Origin of the sequence: Tsukamurella sputi (genome assembly GCF_007858445.1) — a bacterium.
In the GTDB taxonomy this organism is placed as follows: domain Bacteria; phylum Actinomycetota; class Actinomycetes; order Mycobacteriales; family Mycobacteriaceae; genus Tsukamurella; species Tsukamurella sputi.
In genome coordinates, this window is sequence record NZ_VIGV01000003.1 from 61,725 (window position 1) to 82,979 (window position 21,255).

Consider the following 21,255-nt stretch of genomic DNA (forward strand, 5'->3'; position numbering starts at 1 on the left):
CCGGATCAGTGCTCGCGCCGCACGGACCAGCGGACCACCGTGCCGGGGCGGTCGGCGCCGGGGGTCGCGGACCGCAGCTCGACGGTGCCGCCCCGGAGTTCCGCGCGGGTGGCGAGGTTCCGCAGGCCGCTGCGCCGGCCACCGTCGGGGACGCCCGTACCGTCGTCGGCGATCTCGACCGTGACCGTATCGCTGCTCGCGAGGACGGTGACCGAGATGCGGGTGCCACCGGAATGGCGCACCGCGTTCGAGACGCCTTCGGTCACCACGGCCTCCAAGTCGCGGGCGAGGCCGTCGTCGGCGACCGCACTCTCCACGGGGCCGGAGAAGCCGACGTCGACCGATGCCTCGCCGCCGTGCGCCACCGCCCGTACCGCCCGGACCAGCCGGGTGCGCAGACCGCTCCCGCCCGAGGACAGTTCGAAGATGGTCGATCGGATATCGGCGATCGTGCGGTCCAGCTCGCCGATCACGGAGTCGAGCCGGTCCCGGACGGGCTCGTCCCGCGCGGCGGAACGGGCCACCTGCAGGCCGAGGCCGGCGGCGAAGATCCGCTGGATCACGTGGTCGTGCAGGTCCCGGCCGATGCGTTCGCGTTCCTCGATCACCTGGAGCTCGCCGAGGCGTTGCTGGTGCTGCAGCGCCTCCGAGTGCATCTGGGCGTTGTCGATCGCGACTGCGGTCGCCGCGGCGAAGATCTCGATGGCCTTCGCATCGCTCGCGGTGAACGCGACGCCGTCGGCCTTCTCCGCCAGGTAGATGCATCCGAAGAGGTTCCCGCCCACGATGATCGGAGCACCGAGGAAGCTGTGCATCGGCGGATGGTTCGGTGGGAAGCCGACGGACGACGGATGCTCGGACAGCTCGGCGATACGGACCGGCTGCTGCACCTCGAGCAAGTAGCCGAGGAGACCGCGACCGCACGGCGGATCCCCGATCAGCGCGGCGGTCTCCGCGTCGACGCCGACGTAGATGAACTCCTGCAGCGAGCCGTCGTCGTTGCTCACGCCCACGGCACCGTAGCGAGCGTCGACGAGCGTCATGGCGGAGGTGACGATGCGGCGCACCGTCGCCGGCAGGTCCAGCCCCTGCGCAACGACCATCACCGCGCTGAGAATGTCCTGCAGGTCGGCGTCCGGCCGCTGGGCACCGGCGTGCGGGTCCCCGGTCACCGGACCGCGCTCCGCGAAAGCGGGAGCACCGTCGGGACGGACGTCCCTGGCCCCGTGCCGACGGGGCCGCGACGCTGGACGATGTGAACGGAATCGACATCGACCCGCTGGACCGCCCCGACGTGCGTGCGCTCGTCGTGGACCTCGCCGAGGCCGCGTACACCGGCCGGTTGGCGCGGTGGAACGAGGTGCGCACCACCGCCGCCGTGGACGACCTGGACTGGGAGTACCTCGTGTGCCGGCTGCTCGGCAGGCTGCTCGCCGAGCGAGCGGTGCAACGCGGTACGCCCGCCGTCGACGCCTGGTGCCGAGCCCGCGCCGCCCTGGCGTGACGCGCGCACTGCCGGGTTCACCGGCGGGCTCCGCCGGCGTCGCGCCACTGCGCAGCACGCAGGGCCGCCTGGACCCGGTTCTCCACCCCGAGCTTCGCCAGGATGCCGGTCACGTGATTGCGGACCGTCTTCTCCGCCAGGAACATCCGCTCGGCGATCTGCTTGTTCGTCAGGCCCTCGGCGAGGAGTTCGAGCACCGCCTCCTCTTGCCCCGTCAGGCCCGTCGGTGCCGCGGGCGCGGCCTGATCCCGGCGGATCCGCTGCAGCACCCGCGCCGTACTGGCGGAATCCAGGAGGGAGCCGCCGCCCGCGACCGTGCCGATGGCGGAGACCAGTTCGGTGCCGCGGATCTGCTTGAGCACGTAACCCTGTGCGCCCGCCGTGATGGCGTCCAGCAGGGCCTCGTCGTCCGAGTAGGAGGTGAGGACGAGGCAGGGCAGGCCCGGCACCAGCTCGCGCAGCGAACGGATGAGGTCGATGCCCGAGCCGTCGGGCAGCCGGACGTCGACCACCGCGACGTCGGGACGGACCGCGGGGACACGGGCGAGGGCCTCGCGGACCGTCGACGCCTCGCCGACGACGGTGTGGGTCCCGTCCGTCGCGAGGAGGTCGGCCAGTCCGCGCCGGACGATCTCGTGGTCGTCGACGAGGAACACCGTGGGCATGGCCCCAGCCTAGGCCCGCCGGACGTCGTGACCACTGCCGGAGGACGGACGGCGGGCGATCTCGGGACAAGTGTCCCGGGCGGCCCGGTGCGCACGTCCCCACCTGCGCCGACGGGTTCGCGCCCGGGCGATCGGGACGTATCCGGGGACCGTCGTCGCTGCCGTGGCCGCGGGCGCCCGAGCAGGGTGGAGGCATGACTGATCTGACCGACCTGGAACTGCTGTACGAGCTCTCGGAGACCGCCGAGCGGGAGGTCGACCGGCACCTGCGGCAGGCGGTCGACTGGCACCCGCACGACTACGTGCCGTGGAGCCGCGGCCGCGACTTCGCCGCGCTCGGCGGCGAGGACTTCGACGAGGCGCACTCGGCGCTGTCCCCCGTCGCCCGCGCGGCGCTGGTGATGAACCTGCTCACCGAGGACAACCTCCCGAGCTATCACCGGGAGATCGCGCAGAACTTCTCCCTCGACGGGGCCTGGGGCTACTGGGTGCACCGCTGGACCGCTGAGGAGGCGCGCCACTCGATCGTGCTCCGCGACTACCTCACCGTGACCCGTGGCGTCGACCCCGTCGAACTCGAGGACCTGCGGATGACGCAGATGCAGCAGGGCTTCGCGCCGGGGATGAACTCGATGCTGCTGTCGGTGAGCTACGTGACCTTCCAGGAACTCGCGACCCGGATCAGCCACCGCAACACGGCCGCGGTCTGCGACGATCCCGTCGCCGACCGGATGCTCGCCCGCGTCGCCGCCGACGAGAACCTGCACATGCTCTTCTACCGCAACATCCTGGGCGCGGCGATCGACGTCGCGCCGGAACAGGCCCTCACCGCGATCCACGCGGTGCTCACCAACTTCCGGATGCCCGGGGCCGCGCTGCCGCACTTTCGGCGCGACGCGGTGCTCATGGCCAAGAACGGCATCTACGACCTGCGTCAACACCGCGACGCCGTCGTCGTGCCGGTACTGCGCAACTGGCATCTCCTGGAGCGGACCGACCTCACCGGCGAGGCCGCCCGGATGCGCGATCTGATCGGCGCGTTCATCGACGATCTCGAGGTGAGCGCGCGCAAGTTCGAGGAAGCGCGCGACCGCGCGCTGGAGCGGGACGCGCGGCGCCGGGAGCGTATCGCCGGCTGACCGGATTCGGCTAGATTGGCGGCATGCAGGTACAGCTCCGTCACAACCCGTCGTTCACCATGGCGCGGTGCCAGCTGGCGCCCAACGAGCCGATGACCGTCGAGTCGGGAGCGATGGTGGCGCACTCCGCGGGGATGAACCTGCAGTCGCAGGCCCAGGGCGGCATCATGCAGGGGCTCAAGCGCAGCCTGCTGTCGGGCGAGTCCTTCTTCGTGTCCACCTTCACCGCGCCCCCGCAAGGCGGTTGGGTGGACATCGCGGGCACGCTGCCCGGCGACATCGCGGTGCTGCAGATCCAGCCCGATCGGCCCTACTACGTGACCCGCGGCGGCTGGCTCGCCAGCTCGCACGGCGTGCAGACCACCACGCAGTTCGGCGGCGCGAAGACCTTCTTCGGCGGTGAGGGCGCATTCGGCCTGCAGGCGGCGGGGCAGGGCGAAGTCCTGGTGGCCTGCTACGGAGCGATCGACGTGATCGATCTGCGCCCCGGCGAGCAGGTGGTGATCGACACGGGCCACGTGGTGGCCTACGACCTGAACATGCAGTTCGTCATGCGCCGGGCGGTGCAGGGGAAGTGGATCCAGTCGATGAAGTCCGGCGAGGGGATGGTCTTCGAGTTCACCGGGCCGGGCCGGGTGCTGCTGCAGAGCCGTAATCCGCGCGGTCTCGAAGGCTGGGTGCGTTCGGTGGTTCCGTCCTCCTGAGTGGCGGATCCGTCAATGGCACGCGAACGCCCAGGTAGCGCAGTGTAGTTCGGCCCGGTGAGCCGCGGGGCGGTTCGCCCGAGATTTGACCTGCGCCATGGCCACTGTGATCTAGTGGCATCATGGCTACTGTAACTAATAGGACAGGAGACCATCGCCGGGCGACCGACTGGGTCGTTTTCGGTGTGACGAGCGCTGCAGTCCTGGCGTTCGTCCTCTGGGGTTTCCTGGATTCGGACGGGTTGAAGCAGACGACCTCCGATGTCCTCAATTGGATCATCACTGATTTGGGCTGGCTGTTCCTGATCTCCGCCAGCTTCTTCGTCCTCTTCGCCGCCTTCCTGGCCTTTTCCCGGTTCGGTCGTATCCCTCTCGGACGCGACGGGGAACGCCCCGAGTTCAAGACCGTCTCGTGGATCGCGATGATGTTCAGCGCGGGCATGGGCATCGGCCTGATGTTCTTCGGTGCCGCGGAGCCGATCGCCCACTTCGTGGGCGCTCCTCCCGGCATGAACGGTCACGACGTCGCGGTCGCGATGGCGACGACCATGTTCCACTGGGGATTCCATCCCTGGGCGATCTACGCCGTGGTCGGCCTGGCCATCGCCTACAGCACCTACCGCTGTGGCCGCAGCCAGCTGATCAGCTCGGTCTTCGCACCGATCTTCAACCGCACCGGCGGTCACGGTGTGGGCGGTCGCGTGATCGACATCCTGGCGATCTTCGCGACGCTCTTCGGCACCACCGCCTCCCTGGGCCTCGGCGCGGCGCAGGTCGGCGCCGGACTCGAGCGCCTCGGCTGGGCGGAGGACGGGTCGAGCAAGCTCCTGCTCGTGGCCATCATCGCCATCCTGACGCTGGCCTTCGTCGCCTCCGCGGTCTCCGGCATCGCCAAGGGCATCCAGTGGCTGTCGAACACCAACATGGTGCTCGCTCTGGTGCTGGCGGTCTTCGTCTTCGTGGTCGGCCCGACGGTCTTCATCCTGAACCTGGTGCCCACGTCGATCGGCGCCTACGCGGCCGACTTCATGGACATGTCGGCGCGCTCGGCCGCCAATGAGCCGGACGCCGGCAAGTGGCTCGCCACCTGGAGCATCTTCTACTGGGCGTGGTGGGTCAGCTGGACCCCCTTCGTCGGGCTCTTCCTCGCGAAGATCTCGCGCGGCCGCACCATCCGCGAGTTCGTCATCGGTGTGATGGTCGTGCCCACCCTGGTCTCGCTGGTGTGGTTCGCGATCTTCGGCGGCACCGCGATCCATCAGGAGCAGGCGGGCCTCGGCATCAGCAAGGCCGAGAACGAGGAAGTGCTGCTGTTCGATTCGCTGGGGCACCTGCCGTGGCCCACGATCACGGCCTTCCTGGTGGTGCTGCTCGTGGGCATCTTCTTCGTCTCCGGCGCGGACTCCGCGTCCATCGTGATGGGCACGCTGTCCCAGCGCGGCGCGGAGGAGCCCAACCGCCTGATCACCATCTTCTGGGGTGTGCTCACCGGTACCGTTGCGGCCCTGCTGCTCTGGGTGAGCGGCGACGACGCGCTGACCGGTATCAAACAGATGGCCATCATCGCCGCGGCACCCTTCCTCGTGGTGATGATCGGCATGTGTGTGGGCCTGATGATGGACCTCTGGCACGACCCGCTCATCGTGGCCGAACGTGCGCACCGCGAGGAGCTCGGCGAGCGCATGCGCTGGCACGCCAACACTCTCGCGGTGACCGACGACAGCACCGATGTGCTGCCCTCGGAGGACCTGCCCGTCTACTCGGACGGCGAGGTGCCGGAGGACCTGTACCACCCGCCGCACACCGGCGAGCTGGTCACGATCGAGGTTTACGACGCGGACCACTCCGGTCCGATCGAGGTCGATATCGACACCAAGGACGGCGCCTCCCGGTAGACAGGGAGGCATGACCTCCACCGTCACCGTCGAGACCCGTTCCGGCCGCGTCCGCGGCACCGTCGAGCAGGGTGTGGCCCGTTTCCTGGGTCTGCCCTACGCCGCCCCGCTCGACGGTGCCGGCTGGTTCCTGCCCGCCACCCCTCCCGTCCCGTGGGAGGGGGAGCGCGACGCCTCGGAGTTCGGCCCGACGGTGCCCAAGGCCGCCTACGACCCGCCGATCAACGAGATCCTCGCGGACGAGCCGGACTTCCCGGGCGCGGAGTGCCTGAACCTCAATGTCTGGACTCCCGACGCGGCGGGGAGCGCGCCGGTCGTGGTGTGGATCCACGGCGGCGCGTTCCGGGCGGGTACCGCGCGGATCCCCACCTACGACGGCGCCTCCTTCGCCCGGGACGGCCTGGTCTTCGTCTCGATCAACTACCGCCTCGGGGCGCTGGGCTTCCTCGACCTCGGCGACGGTCACACCAATGTGGGGCTGCGGGACCAGATCCAGGCCCTGCGCTGGGTGCAGGACAACATCGCCGGATTCGGCGGCGATCCGTCCCGCGTGACCGTCATGGGCGAGTCCGCGGGCGCGATGAGCGTGGCATCGCTGCTGAGTTCTCCTCTGGCGCAGGGGCTGTTCAACCAGGCGATCCTGGAGAGCGGGGCGGGGCACCACGCCATGCGCCGGAGCACCGCGCAGACGGTGGCGCGGGCGCTCGCCGCGAAGCTCGGCGTCGATCCCACGCGGGAGACGCTCGGCACCGTCCCGATCCTCGAGGTGGTGGCCGCCTCCAAGGAACTCTCCGCAGAGATCGCGGCGCAGCCCGATCCGGCCCGGTGGGGCGAGGTGGTTGCGGACACCATGGCCTGGGAGCCCACCGTCGGCGACGACGTACTCCCGGTGCTCCCCATCGAATCCCTCCGCGCCGGAGCGGGTTCCGGAGTCCGTGTGCTGATCGGCCGGAACCTCGAGGAGGGCCGCCTGTTCATCGTTCCCGGCGGCGTGATCGATCACATTCCCGAGCCGGCGGCGCTCGGCGCCGCCGCGCTCTACGGCTTCCCCGATCCGCAGGCCGCCGTGGAGGCGTACCAGGCGCGCGGCGCGAAGACCCCCGGTGAGTTGTTCATGCTCCTGCTCGAGGACCGCACCTTCACCGTGCCGGCCAACCGCCTGGCGGAGGCGAGGGACGGCGCACCGTCGGACACCTTCGTCTACCGCTTCGACTTCCCCTCGACGGCCCTGGGTGGGAACCTGGGCGCGACGCACGCGGTCGAGTTGCCGTTCGTCTTCGACACCCTGCACAAGGGCACCGCTCAGGCACTCACCGGGCCTAACCCGCCGCAGGCGCTGGCCGACGAGATGCACGGCGCCTGGGTGCGTTTCGCGCGCGGAGACGATCCCGGCTGGGCACCCTACGCGGCCGGCCGGCAGGTGCGGGTGTTCGGTGGCGAGGCGCCGCTCGAGACCGATCCCGACGCCGCGATCATGGCCGTCTGGGAGGGCGTGCGCTGACCGCCGCGGCTACGCCGCGGGACGGAGCATCGGAATGAGCTCGGGGCCGCCGGGCAGCCGGATCGGGGCCAGCGGCTCGAAGCCGAACCGCTGGTACAGCGGCACGTTACGGGGATTGCTCGACTCCAGATAGGCCGGGCCCGTGACGCGGTCGAGGCCGTAGCGCAGGAGAGCCGAGCCAGATCCGCGCCCGGGAACGGTCGCCCCGAGCGTGGACAGGTACCAGTGCGGCTCCGACGGCCGGCGCTCCTGCAGTGCGCTCACCAGGGCGGCGCCACGCCCGAACCCGGTGCGGATGCCCGCCGCGAGCAGCGGGAGTGCGGCGACCTGCTGCGCCGGCCCGGGTTCGTAGCCGGGCGGATCCCAGTAGGCCGCGGCCGCCGGGACGGCGCCGTCGTACAGGAGATGACCCGTGCCGGGAGCGCCGTGTGTGGCGAGGTACATCCCGGCGAAGGTGAGGCGGTCGCCCCAGGGGCGGGGCTGGACCCACCGGAACACCGGATCATCGGCGAAAGCGCGTGCGAGCACCCCGAAGGACGGCCACAGCGTGCGTCGGGTGACGTCCTCGATGCGGTACCTCGGTTCCATACCTCGACCGTACGCGCGCGACGGACCCGGCGGGGAGTCCGCCGGGCCGTCACGACGATCAGTACGGCGCGGAGCGCATGGGCCCCGGGGTGTACCAGCCGGACCGGGTGGCCGTGCCGAGCTGCAGCTGCGCCGGTTCGGCGGGTGTCCACGGCGTGAACCTGGTCAGCGTGCCCCAGTCCATCGCCCACTTGCCCTTGAGATAGGTGGGCACGATCTGCTCGTGGTACATGGCGTCGGTCACGCCCAGCGGGCCGCCGGTCTTCCAGCCCTGCCACGTGTTCGACGTCAGGATCGTCGCCATGTAGTCGGGCGAGATCCGGTACTCGGGGCGCTCGAAGACGCCGTTGACGGCGCGCACCTGGTGCTGGCACGGGAAGGCGAAGGCCACCATGAAGTCGAGCGCCACGACCGTGTCGCGGCCCAGGAACTCCTGGAGCGTCTTCATCGGCGTCATCCGCGGCGGCGTCACCACGATCGCGTCGGGGGAGGGCACCTTGTCGTCGATCACCACGCGCACGGTGTTGGTCCCGCGCGGCAGGTCCGCCGTCGGGAAGCGCAGGTTGCGCCAGTTGTTGTTCGTCCACGCGTCCAGCGGCGCCAGGCGGCCGAGCGGCTGCACGGCGCCGTTCGCGGCGCGGTGTCCGGCCTCGAGGAAGAGCGTCCGGCCGTCGCGTGCGACGCCGTTCAGGCCCGTGGCCGCGACGGGGCCGGCCACGGACAGGGTCACCAGGGGGGTCGACTCGTCGACCGTGCCGAGCGCGTACCAGTCCGTGGTCAGGTTCGCCAGACCCGTCGCGCCCGACGAACCCAGCACGGGCGTGGTGGCCGGGTTCAGTCCGAAGGGCAGTGGCACCCCGTCGGTCTTCGGATCGGGATTCCGCTTGCCGCCCACCGTCTCCGGAACGTCGGAGTTGGTGACGTCGGTGTTGTGTCCGGGGTTCGACTTCACGGGGGAGAGCCAGCCCGGAATGCCGGTGGGGGAGAAGCCCGTCGACCTTCCGGCGAGGGCCTGCGCCGCCGTGGGCACCGAACCGTCGGGGCGCGGGGCGGGCTTGAGCTGCCCCGCGTTGGGATCCGTCTCCATCAGGACGTAGTCCGCCATCGAGCACGTCTTACCCTGGAGCGCACGGAGATTCGAAGCGGTCCACGAGAAGCTCCCGCGCTGCGCGTAGGCGCCCTTGGCCATCGTCGAGACGTCGAAGAGGACCATCAGCATGGTCAGGATCGCCAGCGTCGGGAGGGTGCGGCCGCCCTTCTTGGTGGGCTCGGGCGCGTAGTCCCGGCGGTAGTGCAGCCACAGGCCGTACAGCGCGGTGAGCACCGACGCGAAGAACAGTACCCAGGAGAGCTCGAGGCCGAAGAGCTGCGGCGGCATGGTGTTCCACGGGATGCCGTAGGTGCCCACCCAGTAGTAACCGACGCGCGCGGCGAACGAGATCGCCGTGACGAACAGGACAGCCGACGCGAAGAAGACGCGGTTGCGCTTGGAGCGCATCATCGGCGCCATCGTCAGCGTCGCGGCCACGGCGGCGATGCCCGCGGCGTACCCCGCGAACAGGCCCAGGTGGTGCGTCCACTTGGTGGGGGTGAAGGCCAGCAGCACGACGGTCGCGAAGAAGACCGCCATGAGGCGCCACACCGGGCCGGCGGAGATGCCCGCGGGCCGCTTGCGCCGCAGCATGTAGACGAGCACCGTCAGCAGGCACAGGAAGGCCGTCAGGACGCCGATGCGGCGGACGAGCGAGCCGTCCTCCGTCTCGAGCATCAGGTAGTAGTACCGGACGCCCTCCTCGTACCACTCCAGCGTGGGGCCGGTGACGCCCTTGACCGTGATGGCCTCGCGCAGGGCCGCGGCCGTGGGCGTGAAAAAGGCGTAGAACAGGTACGCCATGCCCGAGGCGAGGATCGGCGCGATCAGGGGCAGCAGACCGTCGCGTCCGCGCCGCTTGACGATGCGGGTGATGATCTGGCGCGAGGCGGCGAGCAGGGCGGCGACGGCGATGAGGCCGCCGGGGGCGGCGCCCACGCAGAGCGCGGCGCAGGGCACGGCGATCGCCACGGGGAGCAGGCGCCCGGTGGCGATCGCGCGCTCCACCGAGACCCAGGTGAGCAGCGAGAAGAAGACCACCGCCGGCTCGGGGCGCAGCCCGTTGTTCAGTGGCAGCCAGATCAGCAGAAAGCCGCCCGCGGCCGCCCACAGGGCGGCGGGGTTGTTGCGGACCGCGCGGCCCAGCCGCGGGATCATCTCGCGGGAGATCACGAGCCAGGTGAGCAGGCCGAAGACCAGGCCGGGCAGGCGCATCGCGGGCGCCGCCGTGGTCACGTGCGAGATCGCGGTGAACAGGTAGTCGTTCCACCCGACCGGGTTCTCCGGCACGCCGAAGCTGCGGAAGTAGTTGATCATGTAGCCGCTGAACTTCGTCTGCGTGGCCATCGTGATCTGATAGCCGTCGTCGGAGGTGTTCGGGCCGATCAGCCACCAGATACCCAGCACGCCGATCACGGTGAAGTCCACCGGCCGCGGGCGCAGCCAGCCGCGTGGCATGAACCGGATGTGGCCGCGTCCGTCGCGCATGTCGACGAAGCCGAGGGCGACCAGTGCGAGGATCGTCGAAGCGATGCCCACGATGATCGCGATCAGCTTGATGGTGGACGGCGTGGTGTTGAAGCGGGTGTCGACCTGGGTCTTCACGTCGATGCCCGCGACGGGTGTGGTGGCGGGCAGGTCGGTGTAGAAGCCGGTGATCTGCGGGCGCAGGTTCGGGTCCGCGACGGTGTTGGACAGCTGGTTCGAGGTCTGCGCGCCCGCGGGCATGCCGATGAACTCGGCCGTCGTGGCCTCGGGGGTCGAGACGAAGCGGATCGCGCAGCCCGCGGCGGCGCGTCCCACGTCCGCGCGACTCGCGGTGGCGAGCGCCACGTCGCGGTCGGCGATGATGACGTTCTTCGCGTCGGCGCGGATCACCAGGCCCTGCAGACCGGGCCTCGGGCCGTCCTCGGGCAGGGTGCGCAGCAGGGTCCCGCCGGCGGCGGGCAGTGCGTCGACGACGGAGCACGGCAGGGAGACGTCGAGCCGGATCGGGGTGTAGGCGACGAGTGGCGCATCGACGTTGCTCACGCGCCCGTTCTGCGGCCAGTGCACCTCCGTGGTGGTCTCCTTGACCGGGAGGAAGGGCGTGAGGATCGCCAGGACGAAGCCGATCAGGCCGGCCACGGCGGCGACGATCCGCCACTTCCCGTAGCGCTGCTCGGGCGGCACCGTCGCGGGTGCGGTCGAGTTATCGCTGGTCATTCGTCGATTCCTAGCTCTTCACGGTCTGGTTGGTCAGCGCGCGGATCGGGCCCTGGCGCCAGAGCCCCGACCGCGTCTGCACCCCGACCGTCAGTCTCGCCTGCGGGGCGTCGTCGGCCAACGGCGTGTACTGCTGCAACTCGCCCCAGTCGCGGGTGAGGTCCCCGGTCATGTACGTCGACAGCGTGGTGGTCCGCAGCAGGGTGTCGGGCACCGTCAGGAGGCCACCGGCCTCGCGCGCCTGCCACGTTCCCGAGGTGGAGAGGGCGTCCTTGCGGGTCGGCAGGATGCGCCACTTGGGCACCTCGTAGGTGCCGTTCCGGATCGCCAGAGGACGCTGACACGGGAACTGCTGGCCGACCAGCAGATCGAGCAGCACGGGGTCGGATTCGCCGACCACGTCCTGCAGGGTCCGCAGCCGCGGAACACGCGGCGGCGTCACCGCCACCCACTGCTGGGCGCCGAGGTTCGGGTCGCGGACGTGGATGCGGACGACGTTGGCGGTGGGCGGGATCGCGTCCATCGGCACGCGCAGGTTGCGCCAGGGCTTGTTCGGGCCCGGATCGATCGGGTCCAGCGCGCCGCGCGCGCCGATCGAGCCGTCGGCGCGCCGCTCGGCCCACTCCAGGGTGACCGGCTGGCCGTACTCCTTCTTCCCCGTCGGGCCGACGGAGGCGATCGCACCGGACGCGGCGAAGGCCACCAGGGGCCGGTCGGCGGACCGGGCGGGCAGCGAGTACCAGTCGCTGAACAGCTCTGCGGGCACCGTGTTCTGGCCGTACGAACCGACCACCGGCGTGCGGGCCGGGTCCAAGCCGAAGGGCAGGGCCGCGGTACTGCCGTTGATCGTGCGCGGGCCGGTGCCTCCGCCCGTCCCCGCGGTGGCCGCGGTGGAGGTGAACGGCGAGGTGATGGGGGAGGCCATGTTGATCTGGCCGGGCGCCGAGCTGATCGCCAGCGGCTTGAGCTCGTTCGGGATGCCGTCGGGCGTGAAGCCCGTCGATCCCGGGCCCACCAGCGCCTGCGCGGCGGAACGGCCCTCGGCCGAGGCGAGCATGTCGGCGTTCGGATCCGTCTCCACGAGCACCTTGGTCGCCATGCCGCAGCTGTTACCGCGCAGCGCCTCCAGATTGCCCCGCGCCACCGTGTACGACGACGGGTTCGAGACGTAGGCCTTCGCGAAGATCGCGCCCTCGCCCAGCACCAGCATGCCGAGGACCGCCACCAGCGGCAGCGAGGCCAACTGCAGTCGGCGCCGGCTGCGCAGCGCCTGGTCCCGGTCCGCGCGGGTGTGCGTCGCGAGTTCGGTGTCCTCGAGTGCCGTGTCGTCGACGGTCCCGTCCTCGACGAGCCCTCCTTCGCCGCGCCGGCGGAAGTCGATCCGGAAGTGCTGCCACGCGGCGAGCGCGCCCGCGAGGCCGGCCAGGATCAGGAAGGCCTTGCTGAAGGTGATGCCGGCGACCTCGGGCTGCCGGTCGAACCACGGCACGCCCCACAGGTAGGGCCACGACCACAGGTTGAAGCCCGCGAAGGCCGCCGCCAGGGCGAAGAGCATCCCGCACAGGAAGAAGGTGAAGTTCCGGACGGACGTGCGCGCGGCCTCGACCACCGCCACCGTCGTCACCGCGGCCAGCGCCGCGGCGAGACCGGCGTAGACCCCGAAGTGGACCGTCCACTTGGTGGGCGTGAGCGAGAGCAGGGCCGCGCTGATGAAGACCGCGCCGACGAGGCGCCACACCGGGCCCGGGGCGATACGCGGGATACGGCTCCCGCGGAGCATCACGAACAGCGCCACGAACAGGCACATGATGAACAGGTACACGGGCACGCGACGCACCAGGGAGCCGTCGGTGGTCTCGACCGTGAGGAAGAAGAAGCGCAGGTACTCCTGCGTCCACGGTGCGGCCGGGCCCACCTCGAGGCGGATCCGGATCGCCTCGGCCACGGAGGCGAGCGACTGGTCGCGGAAGGCGATGGGGATCACGACGGCGGCCGCAGCGAGCACGGGTAGCACCAGCGCGGCCAGGCCGGCCTCGCGGCGGCGGGCGATCAGCACGCGGAGCACCGCGGCCGACGAGGCCAGCAGCAGCGCGATCGCGATGACACCCTGCGGCGCGAGGCCCAGCGTGAGTCCCGCGGCCATCGCGGCGATCGCCGCCGGAAGCGCCCGGTGCGTGGCGACGGACCGCTCGACCGCGGCCCAGGTGACGATCGTGCCGAGCACGATGATCGGCTCGGAACGCAGGCCCGAGGCCAGCGGGAACCAGAACGCCAGCAGCATCGCGCCCGCGGCCCACACGGCCAGCGGGTAGCGGCGGACGCCCGGGCCCAGACGGGGCAGCAGCACGCGGCTGAGCAGCAGCCACACCACCACACCCGCGGCGACCATGGGCAACCGCATCCAGATCGCGTTCGCGCTGATCGAGCCCCAGTGGGAGAGGAAGGTGTAGTACCAGTCGAAGGGCGCCTCGGGGGCGCCGAAGAAGCGGTAGTAGTTGGCCGTGTAGCCGGCCTCGGAGGCGACCTTGCCCATCGACAGGATGTAGCCGTCGTCGGAGCTGCCGGCGCCCAGCACGGTCCACAGGGCGAGGCCGCCGATCACCGCCACGTCGACGAGGCGCGGGCGCAGGATCTGCCCGATCGTCCGGTGCGGCGCCCGCCGGTGGTGGCCGTAGGCCCGGTCCAGCAGCCATAGCGCGACGAGCGAGGCGAGCACGCACAGCAGGCCGACGCCGATCCCGAGCGCCTTCAGCGGAGACGGGGAGAGCTCGAAGCGGGTGTCCAGATCGGCGTGCAGGCGCATTCCCGGGCCGGCGTCGGCGACATCGGTCGCGCTCAGCGAGGTGAAGACGCCGCCCATCACGGGACGGTTCTCCGTGGGGGTCGCACCGGCCACGTCCGTGCCCTCGAACCGCGTACCCACCTCGGCGGAGTTCGACCACAGGCGCAGCTGTGAGCAGCCGCGGAGCCGGTCGACCGGGGCCGCGGCGACGACGGCGTTGCGGGAGGAGACGGTCACCGTCTGGCCCGGTCCCGGTGCGCCGACGACGACGTTCAGGCCCAGCTCCCGGGCCGCGCCCGAGCCGACCGGCAGTGTCGACAGGACCGTGCCCCCGGACGCCGCGGCGCGGGCGATGGCCGCGCACGGCACCGTCGCCGTGAGATCGGCGGGGGACTGCGTCACCAGGGAGGCGGTGACCTCCGCGCTCTCGGCACCCGGCCGCAGCTGCGGCCAGTCGAGCGAGGCGGTGGACTGCTGGACGGGCAGCAGCGGGGTCAGCAGGCACAGGAGCAGGCCGACGGCCCCGGCGACGACCGCGACGAGGCGGGCGACGGCGACGCCGCGCTGAGCCGGCTCGGGCTCGGAGCTGGACGTAGGCACGGACACGGGTGCTCATGGTATTCGACGGAGCTGCGAGAACCGATTCGCCGACCGGCGAAGGCCGGATCGTTCAGCGGATTCTCAGTCCGTGCGATGCCGCAGGTCAGGAAACGTCGTCAGGAATCGGTCCGGTCCTTGCGGATCGGCGCCTCGGCGTGCGTGCCCCAGACAGTGCGCTTGCCGAGGTCCAGGTCGGCCGCCCGGGCCGGCGAGTACGGGACCAGCCGCATCACGTCGCCGAAGTCCTGCCCCAGATCGCCCCGCAGATAGCCGGGGATCTTCTCCTGTTGGAGCAGCATCTGCGTCCAGCCCAGCGGGCCGCCGCCGAGCGTGCCCTCCCACTCCGTGGTCACCGGCGAGAGGTTCTGATCGGGCGTGATCCGCCACTGCGGTACCTCCGCGACGCCGTTGCCGTGGCTGAACGGCCGCTGGCAGGGGAACGCGAGGCCCGACGTCCAGTCCAGCAGGACCGGTTCGGTGGAGCCGATCAGTTCCTGTGCGGTGACCAGCTTCGACACCCGGGGCGGGGTGACCGCCAACCAGTGGTCGATCGCGAGGTCGTCGTCGACCGCGACCACGCGGATCGCCGTCGCGTTCGCGGGCAGATCGGTGCGCGGCAGTCGCAGGTTCCGCCACGCGGGCTTCGGGCCGATGTCGATGAAGGACTTCTTCCCCGCGACCTTCGGCTCCGCACCGGCGGACGGGGCGTCCGTGGCGTACTCGAGGTACAGCTCGTCGTCGGTGAACTTGCCGGCCGCCGACAGGGTGATCAGGGAGCGGTCCGCGGCCTGCGCCGGCAGCGGATACCACTTCGAGACCACCTGGGCCTTCGTCTGCGCCTCCTGCGAGTAGGACCCGAGCACCGGCGTGCGGGCCGGGTCCAGGCCGTAGGGCAGCCGCATGTGCGAGCCGTTGATCCCGGCCGTCTCCGTGCGGCCCGACGTCGTGTCCTGGGGCAGGCGCGCCATCGCGTCGAGCGAGGTGCTCGAGTCGTCGGTGTTCGAGCTGGTCGTCGCGTTGATGATGGTCGGCACACCGTCGGGCGAGACACCGGTGGTGCCCGGCCCGGCGAGGCCGTCCCGGATGTCGCCGTCGAGCGGCAGCAGCAGGCCCGACGTGGGATCCGGCTCGGTGAGCACGTAGTCCGCGAGGTTGCAGCCGTGGCCGCCGATCGCCCGCAGGTTCGCCTTGCCGTTGGAGAAGGAGGAGAACTGGGTGATGCCGGTGGTCGCGGCCATCGAGCCGACGCAGAGGATCACCACCGCCCATGCGGCCCATGTGATCGACGACTGCCTCCCGACGAAGTCGACGACCCGCTTCGCGCGCGGTGAGACGGGGGCCGGATCGGGCTCGTGGAAGTGCAGCCAGCCCGCGACCAGCAGGGCGATGCCCGCCGCCGCGAAGAAGACCGTCCCCAGCGCCAGGACCGACGATTCGCCCCAGGGCACGCCGTAGTTGCTGGCGTACCACCAGCCGTTCGGGCCGCTGAAGGACAGGCCCAGCACCAGGAGCACGACGGACGCGCTGAGCGCGCGGTTGCGGGCGCTGCGCATCGCGGCCGGGGCGATGGCGACCGCTGCCAGCGCCGCCAGGGCGCCCGCGAGGCCGGCGAAGGCGCCGAACTGGTGGGTCCACTTGGTGGGGGTGAACATGAGCATCAGGAGTCCGCCCAGGGTGACGACCACGAGGCGCCGGCTCGGGCCGAGGCTCGCGCCCGGGATCCGGCCCTTGCGCAGCAGTACGGCACCCGCGAGCAGCAGGCAGGCGAAGGTGACGATGACCGCGAACCGTCGGGCGACGCCGCCGTCGGCCGTGAAGGTGAACAGGGCCGAGTACCGGTCGATCTCGTTGTACCACTTCTTGGTGTCGACGACGGTGCCCACGTCGGACTGCATGAGCGTCTTCGCGACGAAGGCCGACGCCGTCAGCTTGGAGAAGATGATCGGGACCAGCAGCACGCCCGCGGCCAGCACCGGCGCGATGTAGGCGGTCACGGTCAGACGGAACCCGACGGGGCTCGTACGGGCCCGGGCGAGGATGCGTCGGCCCACCGGGCGGACGCCGGCGAGGAGCGCGGCGACCGTCATCACGCCCGTCGGGCCGGCGGCCACCGTCCACCCCGCGAAGACGGCGGCGGCCGCGAAGGGCAGCACCCGCCCCGTCGCGATCGCGCGCTCGACCGAGCACCAGGTGAGCAGGGCGCCCAGGGCGATCACGGGTTCGGGGCGCAGGCCGTTGTTGAAGGCGAACCAGTAGACCAGGAAGACCCCGGCGGCGGCCCACAGCGCGAACCGCGAGCGCACGGCCCGCCCGAGCCGCGGGACCACCTCGCGGCTGATGATGAGCCACGTCGCGATGCCGCAGGCCAGTGCGGGCAGCCGGACCCACGGGCTGGCCGTGGAGAGGTGCGAGAGCCAGGCGAAGGCCTGGTAGTACCAGCCGAAGGGGGTCTCCGGGGCGCCGTACCAGCGGTAGTAGTTGGCCGTGTAGCCGGCGGCCTCCGCGGTGCGCGCCATCGTGAGGATGTAGCCGTCGTCCGAGGTGTTCGCGCCGATCACGTGCCAGGCCACGAGGAGGGCGATGACGGTGCTGTCGATCTTCGTCGGGCGCCACCACCCCGCGGGCAGGATCCGACGGTGCCGTCGGCCGTCGGCGGCGACATCGAGCCGGTGCAGCGCGAGGAGGCTCGTGAGGATCAGCGCGAGGGCGAGGACGATCACGATCCACCGCGTCACGGCCGGCACGGTCGAGTAGCGGGTGTCGATATCCGCACGGAAATGAATTCGCGTGCTGTCCGTGACTGTGCCGTGCAGTTCTGTGAACACCCCGACGACCTGCGGGCGGTAGTCGAAACCGTTGTTCTTCTCGCCGGTGAGTGGCTTCCCGTCGGGCGCGGCCACACCCGTGACCTCGGCCTTCACCGTCTTCGCGTCACCGGAGAAGACGATCGCGCCGCAGCCGGGCGCATTGAGCGCCCCGACGTCGACCGTGAGCAGCGGGGTGTTGCGGACGACGACCTCGAGCATGCGCCGCTGGTCGGGGAGGGTGGTGACGGCGATCGTCATGCCACGTCGGACGGTGTCGGGCGACCCCGTGGGCCCCGTCGCGACCAGGGTGCCCACGCCGCCGGGGAGCGCGCCGACGGCGGAGCACGGGATCGTCACGTCGATCCGGTCCGGCACGTAGGACGTCAACGGGGCGGTCACGGATTCGAGGGAGCCGCGCTGCGGCCAGTCCAGCGCCGCGGTCGTCTGCTGGACGGGCATGAACGGCGTGAGCAGCGCGAACAGCACCCCGAGCACGCCGGTCAGTGCGGCGGTCCGGGCTGTGGTGCGGGCTGCGCGGGCAGCGGCGGACGGTTCGGGCACCCCGCGAGTCTAGACGCCGCGACCTGGCCGAATCCGGCCGAACCGACACTAACGACCGCTTGGTGTACGACGAGCCGACGAACCGACGTATCGTTTCCGGCATGAGGGGATCCGACCGGCCGACGCGCGCAGTGCGCGCCGTCGTGCGCGCGGTGACCCCGCAGGCCGGTTCCGGGCCCGAGACGATCGCCGAAGTCGTCGCGGCCTACTCCCTCCACCTGGGCCGCAGGATCGACGTGCAGCGCATGACGACGCCCATTGGCGTCTTCGGGATGTGGCTGCACTCCGACGAGCGGGACCTGCTGGTGGTGTCCACCGGCGTCGCGACCTTCGAGCACACCCTCGCGCACGAGCTGGGGCACCTGGTGCTCGGCCACGAGCAGGGCTGCTCCTCCGATCCCGACAGTGCCCGCGCGGCGCGGTGCGAGGAGGAAGCGGAGTCCTTCGCCACGCTGCTGGTGCGCCGGGTGAAGGCGGGCCACACGATCACGCGCGTCGACTCGGTGGTCGACGAACTGCTCGGATGATCGCCTCACTCATCGCACCGATCCTCTGGCTCGGTGCACTGGAACGGTTCAGCCGGTGGCGCGGCAACCGCAACGCCCCGGCCGGCGGGGCGCTGCTCACTGCCGTCGCGCTCGCGGTCATGGTCACCATCGACACCCCGCTGGTGACGGACTGGCTCGTCCGGCTCGGCATGCGGGAGCACGAGGTCGTCACCGTCGAGCGCGTGCTGCTGCTCGTGGCCTGCTACGGGGCCCTCGTCTTCGCCTTCGCCCTCGACGGTAGGCTCACGCGGCGCCGGCTGGCGGCGTGGGCGGTGCCGCTGGCCCTCGTGGGCGTGGTGATCGTCGCGATGGCCGTGCTGGCCCGCCTCGGCGTGCCCGGGGACGTGGATCTGGCCGGCAAGCTGGGCATGGCCGTCGAGACGGCGTTGATCTACACGTGTCTGGGCGCGACCGCGCTGGTCGTCGCGGTGTGCACCTGGCGGGCGTCGCAGCGCAGCCGCGTGCACCGCGTGCAGTTGCGTCTTCTGGCGCTCGGTGGAGTCCTGCTCGCGATCGTTGCGGTCGCGAACGTGATCGCCGGCGGTGTGCTGCTGCAACAGCTGCAGGTGGGCGTCTGGGTGCTCCGCCTGAACCGGCTCATGCTCGACGCGGCGTTCGCCAGCTGGACGCTGGTACTCATGGCCGCGTGGATCACGTCGATCCTCATCACGGCCCGCGAATGGCTGCACTTCCGCCCGGCGTACGAGCAGGTCACGGAACTGTTCCCCGATCTGGAGGCCGTGGTGCGGCCCGGCGGAGGCTGGGTGGAGACGGCCGAGGCGCGTGCCGTCGTCGTGCTCGACGGCTGGGCGATGCTCGCAAGCCCCGGGAAGGGCAGGCTCGACGGCGCGACGCCGGCCGAACGGGCCGCAGCGGTCGCGCAGTGGCTCGATCGCACCGCGCCCTACGGATCGGTGCACGCCGTCGACCTGGAGCCCCCGTCGGACTGGCGGGCGGCGCGGTGGACGGCGGCAGTGACGAAAAGGGCCCAGCACACCCCGTCGCCCCTGGTGGAGCGGGTGCGCTGAGCCCCGGTGGGTCGGTTGCCGACCCGGCGGGCCGAACGGCCCGGAAGGGAACGGCCTACGCCGTGCCCTCCTTGCCGTCCTCCGCCTCGAACTCGGCGAGGAGCCCGGCGAGAGCCGCCCGACGGTCCGCCGACAGCTTGGTGGAGCGACGCGCCATCTCGAGCATGCCCGACTCGCGGAGCTCACGGGTCAGCTCGAGGTCGGCGAGGACCTCACGCTCGTACAGCGGGTCCGAGAAGTACTCGGCGCGCACGCCGAAGGTCTGAGCGATCGACGCCACCATGTCGTACGCGGGGCGCGAGCTCCGGCCCGAGCGCAGCTGCGACAGATAGGGAACGGACAGCTTGCCGCCGCTCTCCTCGACCATCCTGCAGAACTCCGAGGACGTGTAGGGTCCCCGGTCTGCGGGATGCACGACCTCGAAAAGTCGATTCAACTTGGCCGCGAACGTCGTCATGAGGCCCTCCCTTCCAGATTGCGAATACTGGGAGATTACATGATCCGCGGGTCAGATGCGCACGGCGTGGGACATGTATCCCATTTCCGCTGTGGTGCACGCCGCTAGTCTGAACGCATGGGACCTCGCATTCTGGTGCTGAACGGACCGAACCTGAACATGCTGGGCGTGCGACAGCCGGAGGTCTACGGCGACAATTCTTACGCCGATGTCGTGGACGTTTGTCGAAATGCGGCGTCCGCGCGCGGCGCGGAGGCGGAGGTCCGGCAGACCAACGACGAAGCGGAACTCCTCGGCTGGATCCACGATGTGGCGCGGCAGAGGAATTTCGCGGCGATCGTGATCAATCCGGCGGCTTGGACGCACACATCGGTGGCGCTCGCCGATGCATTGGTCATTCCCGAGGTCCCGATCATCGAGGTGCACATCTCGAACGTGCACGCCCGTGAGCCCTTCCGGCACCATTCCTATGTCTCGCCCATCGCCTCCGGTGTGATCGCGGGCTTCGGGCTCGCGGGCTACCGCTACGCCGTGGATCGCGCCATCGATCTGTCCTGACGGGGCGCGTCCCGACGGGCCCGCGGGTGGCCCGGCGTCAGGCGGGTGTGGAGATCCGCGACCGCAGGCCGTCGACGACCAGGTCGACGCCCCCGGCGAAGGCCCGGTCGGTCGCGGTCTGGTCGATGTCGCCCGCGGCGGCACCTGCACGGGCCATGGCCTCGCGGGTCTGCTCCTCGAAGGTGAAGCCCACCACGAAGTGCGTGAGAGTGAGCGCGACGGCGGTCGCGTCGGCCGGGCCGGCGCCGGCGGATGCGGCGATATCGGCGATCTGCGCGTGCAGGTTGCTGGTGCCCAGCTGCGAGGCCAGGGAGGCGGAGACGACCTCGGCCCCGTCGCGGTGCTTGCGCAGCACCGCGCGGAGGGCGTGGGCGTAGCCGGTGAGCTGCCGGTCCCAGCGCATCCGCGACTTCGAGGCGGCCGCGGCGAGCGACGGGTCGGCGAGGATGGTGTCGGCGATCGCGGCCAGCAGCGACTGCTTGTTCGGGATGTGCCAGTACAGGGCGCCCGGGGCGACGCCCAGATCCGCCGCGACGCGCCGCATCGTCAGGTCCGGCAGGCCCGACCGGTCGAGGACGCCGATCGCGGAGGTCAGCACGTCGGAGCGGTTGATGGCCACGGAC

At 71.1% G+C, this 21,255-nt stretch carries 16 protein-coding genes; 8 read left to right on the plus strand and 8 right to left on the minus strand.

From position 1 onward, the window contains the following. Positions 1-5 precede the first annotated feature (5 nt). A complete protein-coding gene (locus FK268_RS09790) occupies positions 6-1,172 on the minus strand; it encodes a GAF domain-containing sensor histidine kinase (RefSeq protein WP_146433542.1) in 1,167 nt (388 codons plus the stop codon). 83 nt (positions 1,173-1,255) lie between these two features. Here FK268_RS09790 and FK268_RS09795 point away from each other — a divergent pair, with 83 nt between their 5' ends. Continuing rightward, on the plus strand, positions 1,256-1,504 hold the full coding sequence (locus tag FK268_RS09795; RefSeq protein ID WP_146433544.1) for a hypothetical protein: 249 nt from the start codon (positions 1,256-1,258) through the stop codon (positions 1,502-1,504). Positions 1,505-1,521: 17 nt separating this feature from the next. Here the strand turns inward: FK268_RS09795 and FK268_RS09800 are convergent, their stop codons facing one another. Further along, a complete protein-coding gene (locus tag FK268_RS09800; protein WP_146433546.1) occupies positions 1,522-2,169 on the minus strand; it encodes a response regulator transcription factor in 648 nt (215 codons plus the stop codon). A 194-nt stretch (positions 2,170-2,363) separates the two neighbouring features. Between FK268_RS09800 and FK268_RS09805 the strand changes: the two genes are divergently transcribed. The 4 genes from FK268_RS09805 (at position 2,364) to FK268_RS09820 (ending at position 7,408) form a co-directional block, all read left to right on the plus strand. After that, the gene (locus FK268_RS09805; protein ID WP_146433548.1) at positions 2,364-3,308 is read left to right on the plus strand and encodes an acyl-ACP desaturase; all 945 of its coding nucleotides are present in this window, start codon (positions 2,364-2,366) and stop codon (positions 3,306-3,308) included. Positions 3,309-3,331: 23 nt separating this feature from the next. Beyond that, entirely contained in the window at positions 3,332-4,012 is a 681-nt protein-coding gene (locus FK268_RS09810; RefSeq protein ID WP_146433550.1) for a TIGR00266 family protein, read from the plus strand. 122 nt (positions 4,013-4,134) lie between these two features. Beyond that, positions 4,135-5,907 (plus strand): BCCT family transporter, encoded by a 1,773-nt coding sequence (locus FK268_RS09815; RefSeq protein WP_146433552.1) that lies wholly within the window; start codon positions 4,135-4,137, stop codon positions 5,905-5,907. Positions 5,908-5,917: 10 nt separating this feature from the next. Next, entirely contained in the window at positions 5,918-7,408 is a 1,491-nt protein-coding gene (locus tag FK268_RS09820; RefSeq protein ID WP_146433554.1) for a carboxylesterase/lipase family protein, read from the plus strand. A 9-nt stretch (positions 7,409-7,417) separates the two neighbouring features. Here the strand turns inward: FK268_RS09820 and FK268_RS09825 are convergent, their stop codons facing one another. The 4 genes from FK268_RS09825 to FK268_RS09840 all read right to left on the minus strand — a co-directional run bounded on the left by FK268_RS09825 (position 7,418) and on the right by FK268_RS09840 (position 18,041). Next, positions 7,418-7,996 carry a GNAT family N-acetyltransferase gene (locus tag FK268_RS09825; RefSeq protein WP_146433557.1) on the minus strand — a complete coding sequence of 193 codons (579 nt, stop codon included), beginning with the start codon at positions 7,994-7,996 and terminating at the stop codon, positions 7,418-7,420. A gap of 58 nt (positions 7,997-8,054) precedes the next feature. Further along, positions 8,055-11,291 (minus strand): arabinosyltransferase domain-containing protein, encoded by a 3,237-nt coding sequence (locus FK268_RS09830; protein WP_146433559.1) that lies wholly within the window; start codon positions 11,289-11,291, stop codon positions 8,055-8,057. Positions 11,292-11,301: 10 nt separating this feature from the next. After that, positions 11,302-14,679 (minus strand): arabinosyltransferase domain-containing protein, encoded by a 3,378-nt coding sequence (locus tag FK268_RS09835; protein WP_193560264.1) that lies wholly within the window; start codon positions 14,677-14,679, stop codon positions 11,302-11,304. Between the two features lie 110 nt (positions 14,680-14,789). Beyond that, on the minus strand, positions 14,790-18,041 hold the full coding sequence (locus FK268_RS09840) for an arabinosyltransferase domain-containing protein (RefSeq protein WP_146433561.1): 3,252 nt from the start codon (positions 18,039-18,041) through the stop codon (positions 14,790-14,792). A gap of 101 nt (positions 18,042-18,142) precedes the next feature. On the opposite strand from FK268_RS09840, the gene FK268_RS09845 reads away from it, so the two are divergent. Continuing rightward, the gene (locus tag FK268_RS09845; protein WP_146433563.1) at positions 18,143-18,568 is read left to right on the plus strand and encodes an ImmA/IrrE family metallo-endopeptidase; all 426 of its coding nucleotides are present in this window, start codon (positions 18,143-18,145) and stop codon (positions 18,566-18,568) included. Continuing rightward, positions 18,565-19,617, plus strand: coding sequence for a hypothetical protein (locus FK268_RS09850; RefSeq protein ID WP_146433565.1), 1,053 nt, complete (start codon positions 18,565-18,567; stop codon positions 19,615-19,617). The genes FK268_RS09845 and FK268_RS09850 overlap by 4 nt, the downstream gene beginning before the upstream one ends. A gap of 55 nt (positions 19,618-19,672) precedes the next feature. Here the strand turns inward: FK268_RS09850 and FK268_RS09855 are convergent, their stop codons facing one another. Continuing rightward, complete coding sequence (locus FK268_RS09855) at positions 19,673-19,984, minus strand: hypothetical protein (protein WP_146433567.1); 312 nt, start codon at positions 19,982-19,984, stop codon at positions 19,673-19,675. Between the two features lie 207 nt (positions 19,985-20,191). Here FK268_RS09855 and aroQ point away from each other — a divergent pair, with 207 nt between their 5' ends. Next, positions 20,192-20,632, plus strand: coding sequence for a type II 3-dehydroquinate dehydratase (gene aroQ / locus FK268_RS09860; protein ID WP_146433569.1), 441 nt, complete (start codon positions 20,192-20,194; stop codon positions 20,630-20,632). A gap of 37 nt (positions 20,633-20,669) precedes the next feature. On the opposite strand, the gene FK268_RS09865 is transcribed toward aroQ, so the two are convergent. Further along, positions 20,670-21,251 carry a TetR/AcrR family transcriptional regulator C-terminal domain-containing protein gene (locus FK268_RS09865; RefSeq protein WP_158636082.1) on the minus strand — a complete coding sequence of 194 codons (582 nt, stop codon included), beginning with the start codon at positions 21,249-21,251 and terminating at the stop codon, positions 20,670-20,672. Positions 21,252-21,255: the final 4 nt, after the last annotated feature.

What these genes read in the sequence shown, in the direction of transcription:
- FK268_RS09800 (WP_146433546.1), bottom strand. Translation starts at nt 2,169, where the DNA reads ATGCCCACGGTGTTCCTCGTCGACGACCACGAGATCGTCCGGCGCGGA.
- FK268_RS09805 (WP_146433548.1), top strand. Translation starts at nt 2,364, where the DNA reads ATGACTGATCTGACCGACCTGGAACTGCTGTACGAGCTCTCGGAGACC.
- FK268_RS09810 (WP_146433550.1), top strand. Translation starts at nt 3,332, where the DNA reads ATGCAGGTACAGCTCCGTCACAACCCGTCGTTCACCATGGCGCGGTGC.
- FK268_RS09815 (WP_146433552.1), top strand. Translation starts at nt 4,135, where the DNA reads ATGGCTACTGTAACTAATAGGACAGGAGACCATCGCCGGGCGACCGAC.
- FK268_RS09820 (WP_146433554.1), top strand. Translation starts at nt 5,918, where the DNA reads ATGACCTCCACCGTCACCGTCGAGACCCGTTCCGGCCGCGTCCGCGGC.
- FK268_RS09825 (WP_146433557.1), bottom strand. Translation starts at nt 7,996, where the DNA reads ATGGAACCGAGGTACCGCATCGAGGACGTCACCCGACGCACGCTGTGG.
- FK268_RS09830 (WP_146433559.1), bottom strand. Translation starts at nt 11,291, where the DNA reads ATGACCAGCGATAACTCGACCGCACCCGCGACGGTGCCGCCCGAGCAG.
- FK268_RS09845 (WP_146433563.1), top strand. Translation starts at nt 18,143, where the DNA reads ATGAGGGGATCCGACCGGCCGACGCGCGCAGTGCGCGCCGTCGTGCGC.
- FK268_RS09850 (WP_146433565.1), top strand. Translation starts at nt 18,565, where the DNA reads ATGATCGCCTCACTCATCGCACCGATCCTCTGGCTCGGTGCACTGGAA.
- FK268_RS09855 (WP_146433567.1), bottom strand. Translation starts at nt 19,984, where the DNA reads ATGGTCGAGGAGAGCGGCGGCAAGCTGTCCGTTCCCTATCTGTCGCAG.
- aroQ (WP_146433569.1), top strand. Translation starts at nt 20,192, where the DNA reads ATGGGACCTCGCATTCTGGTGCTGAACGGACCGAACCTGAACATGCTG.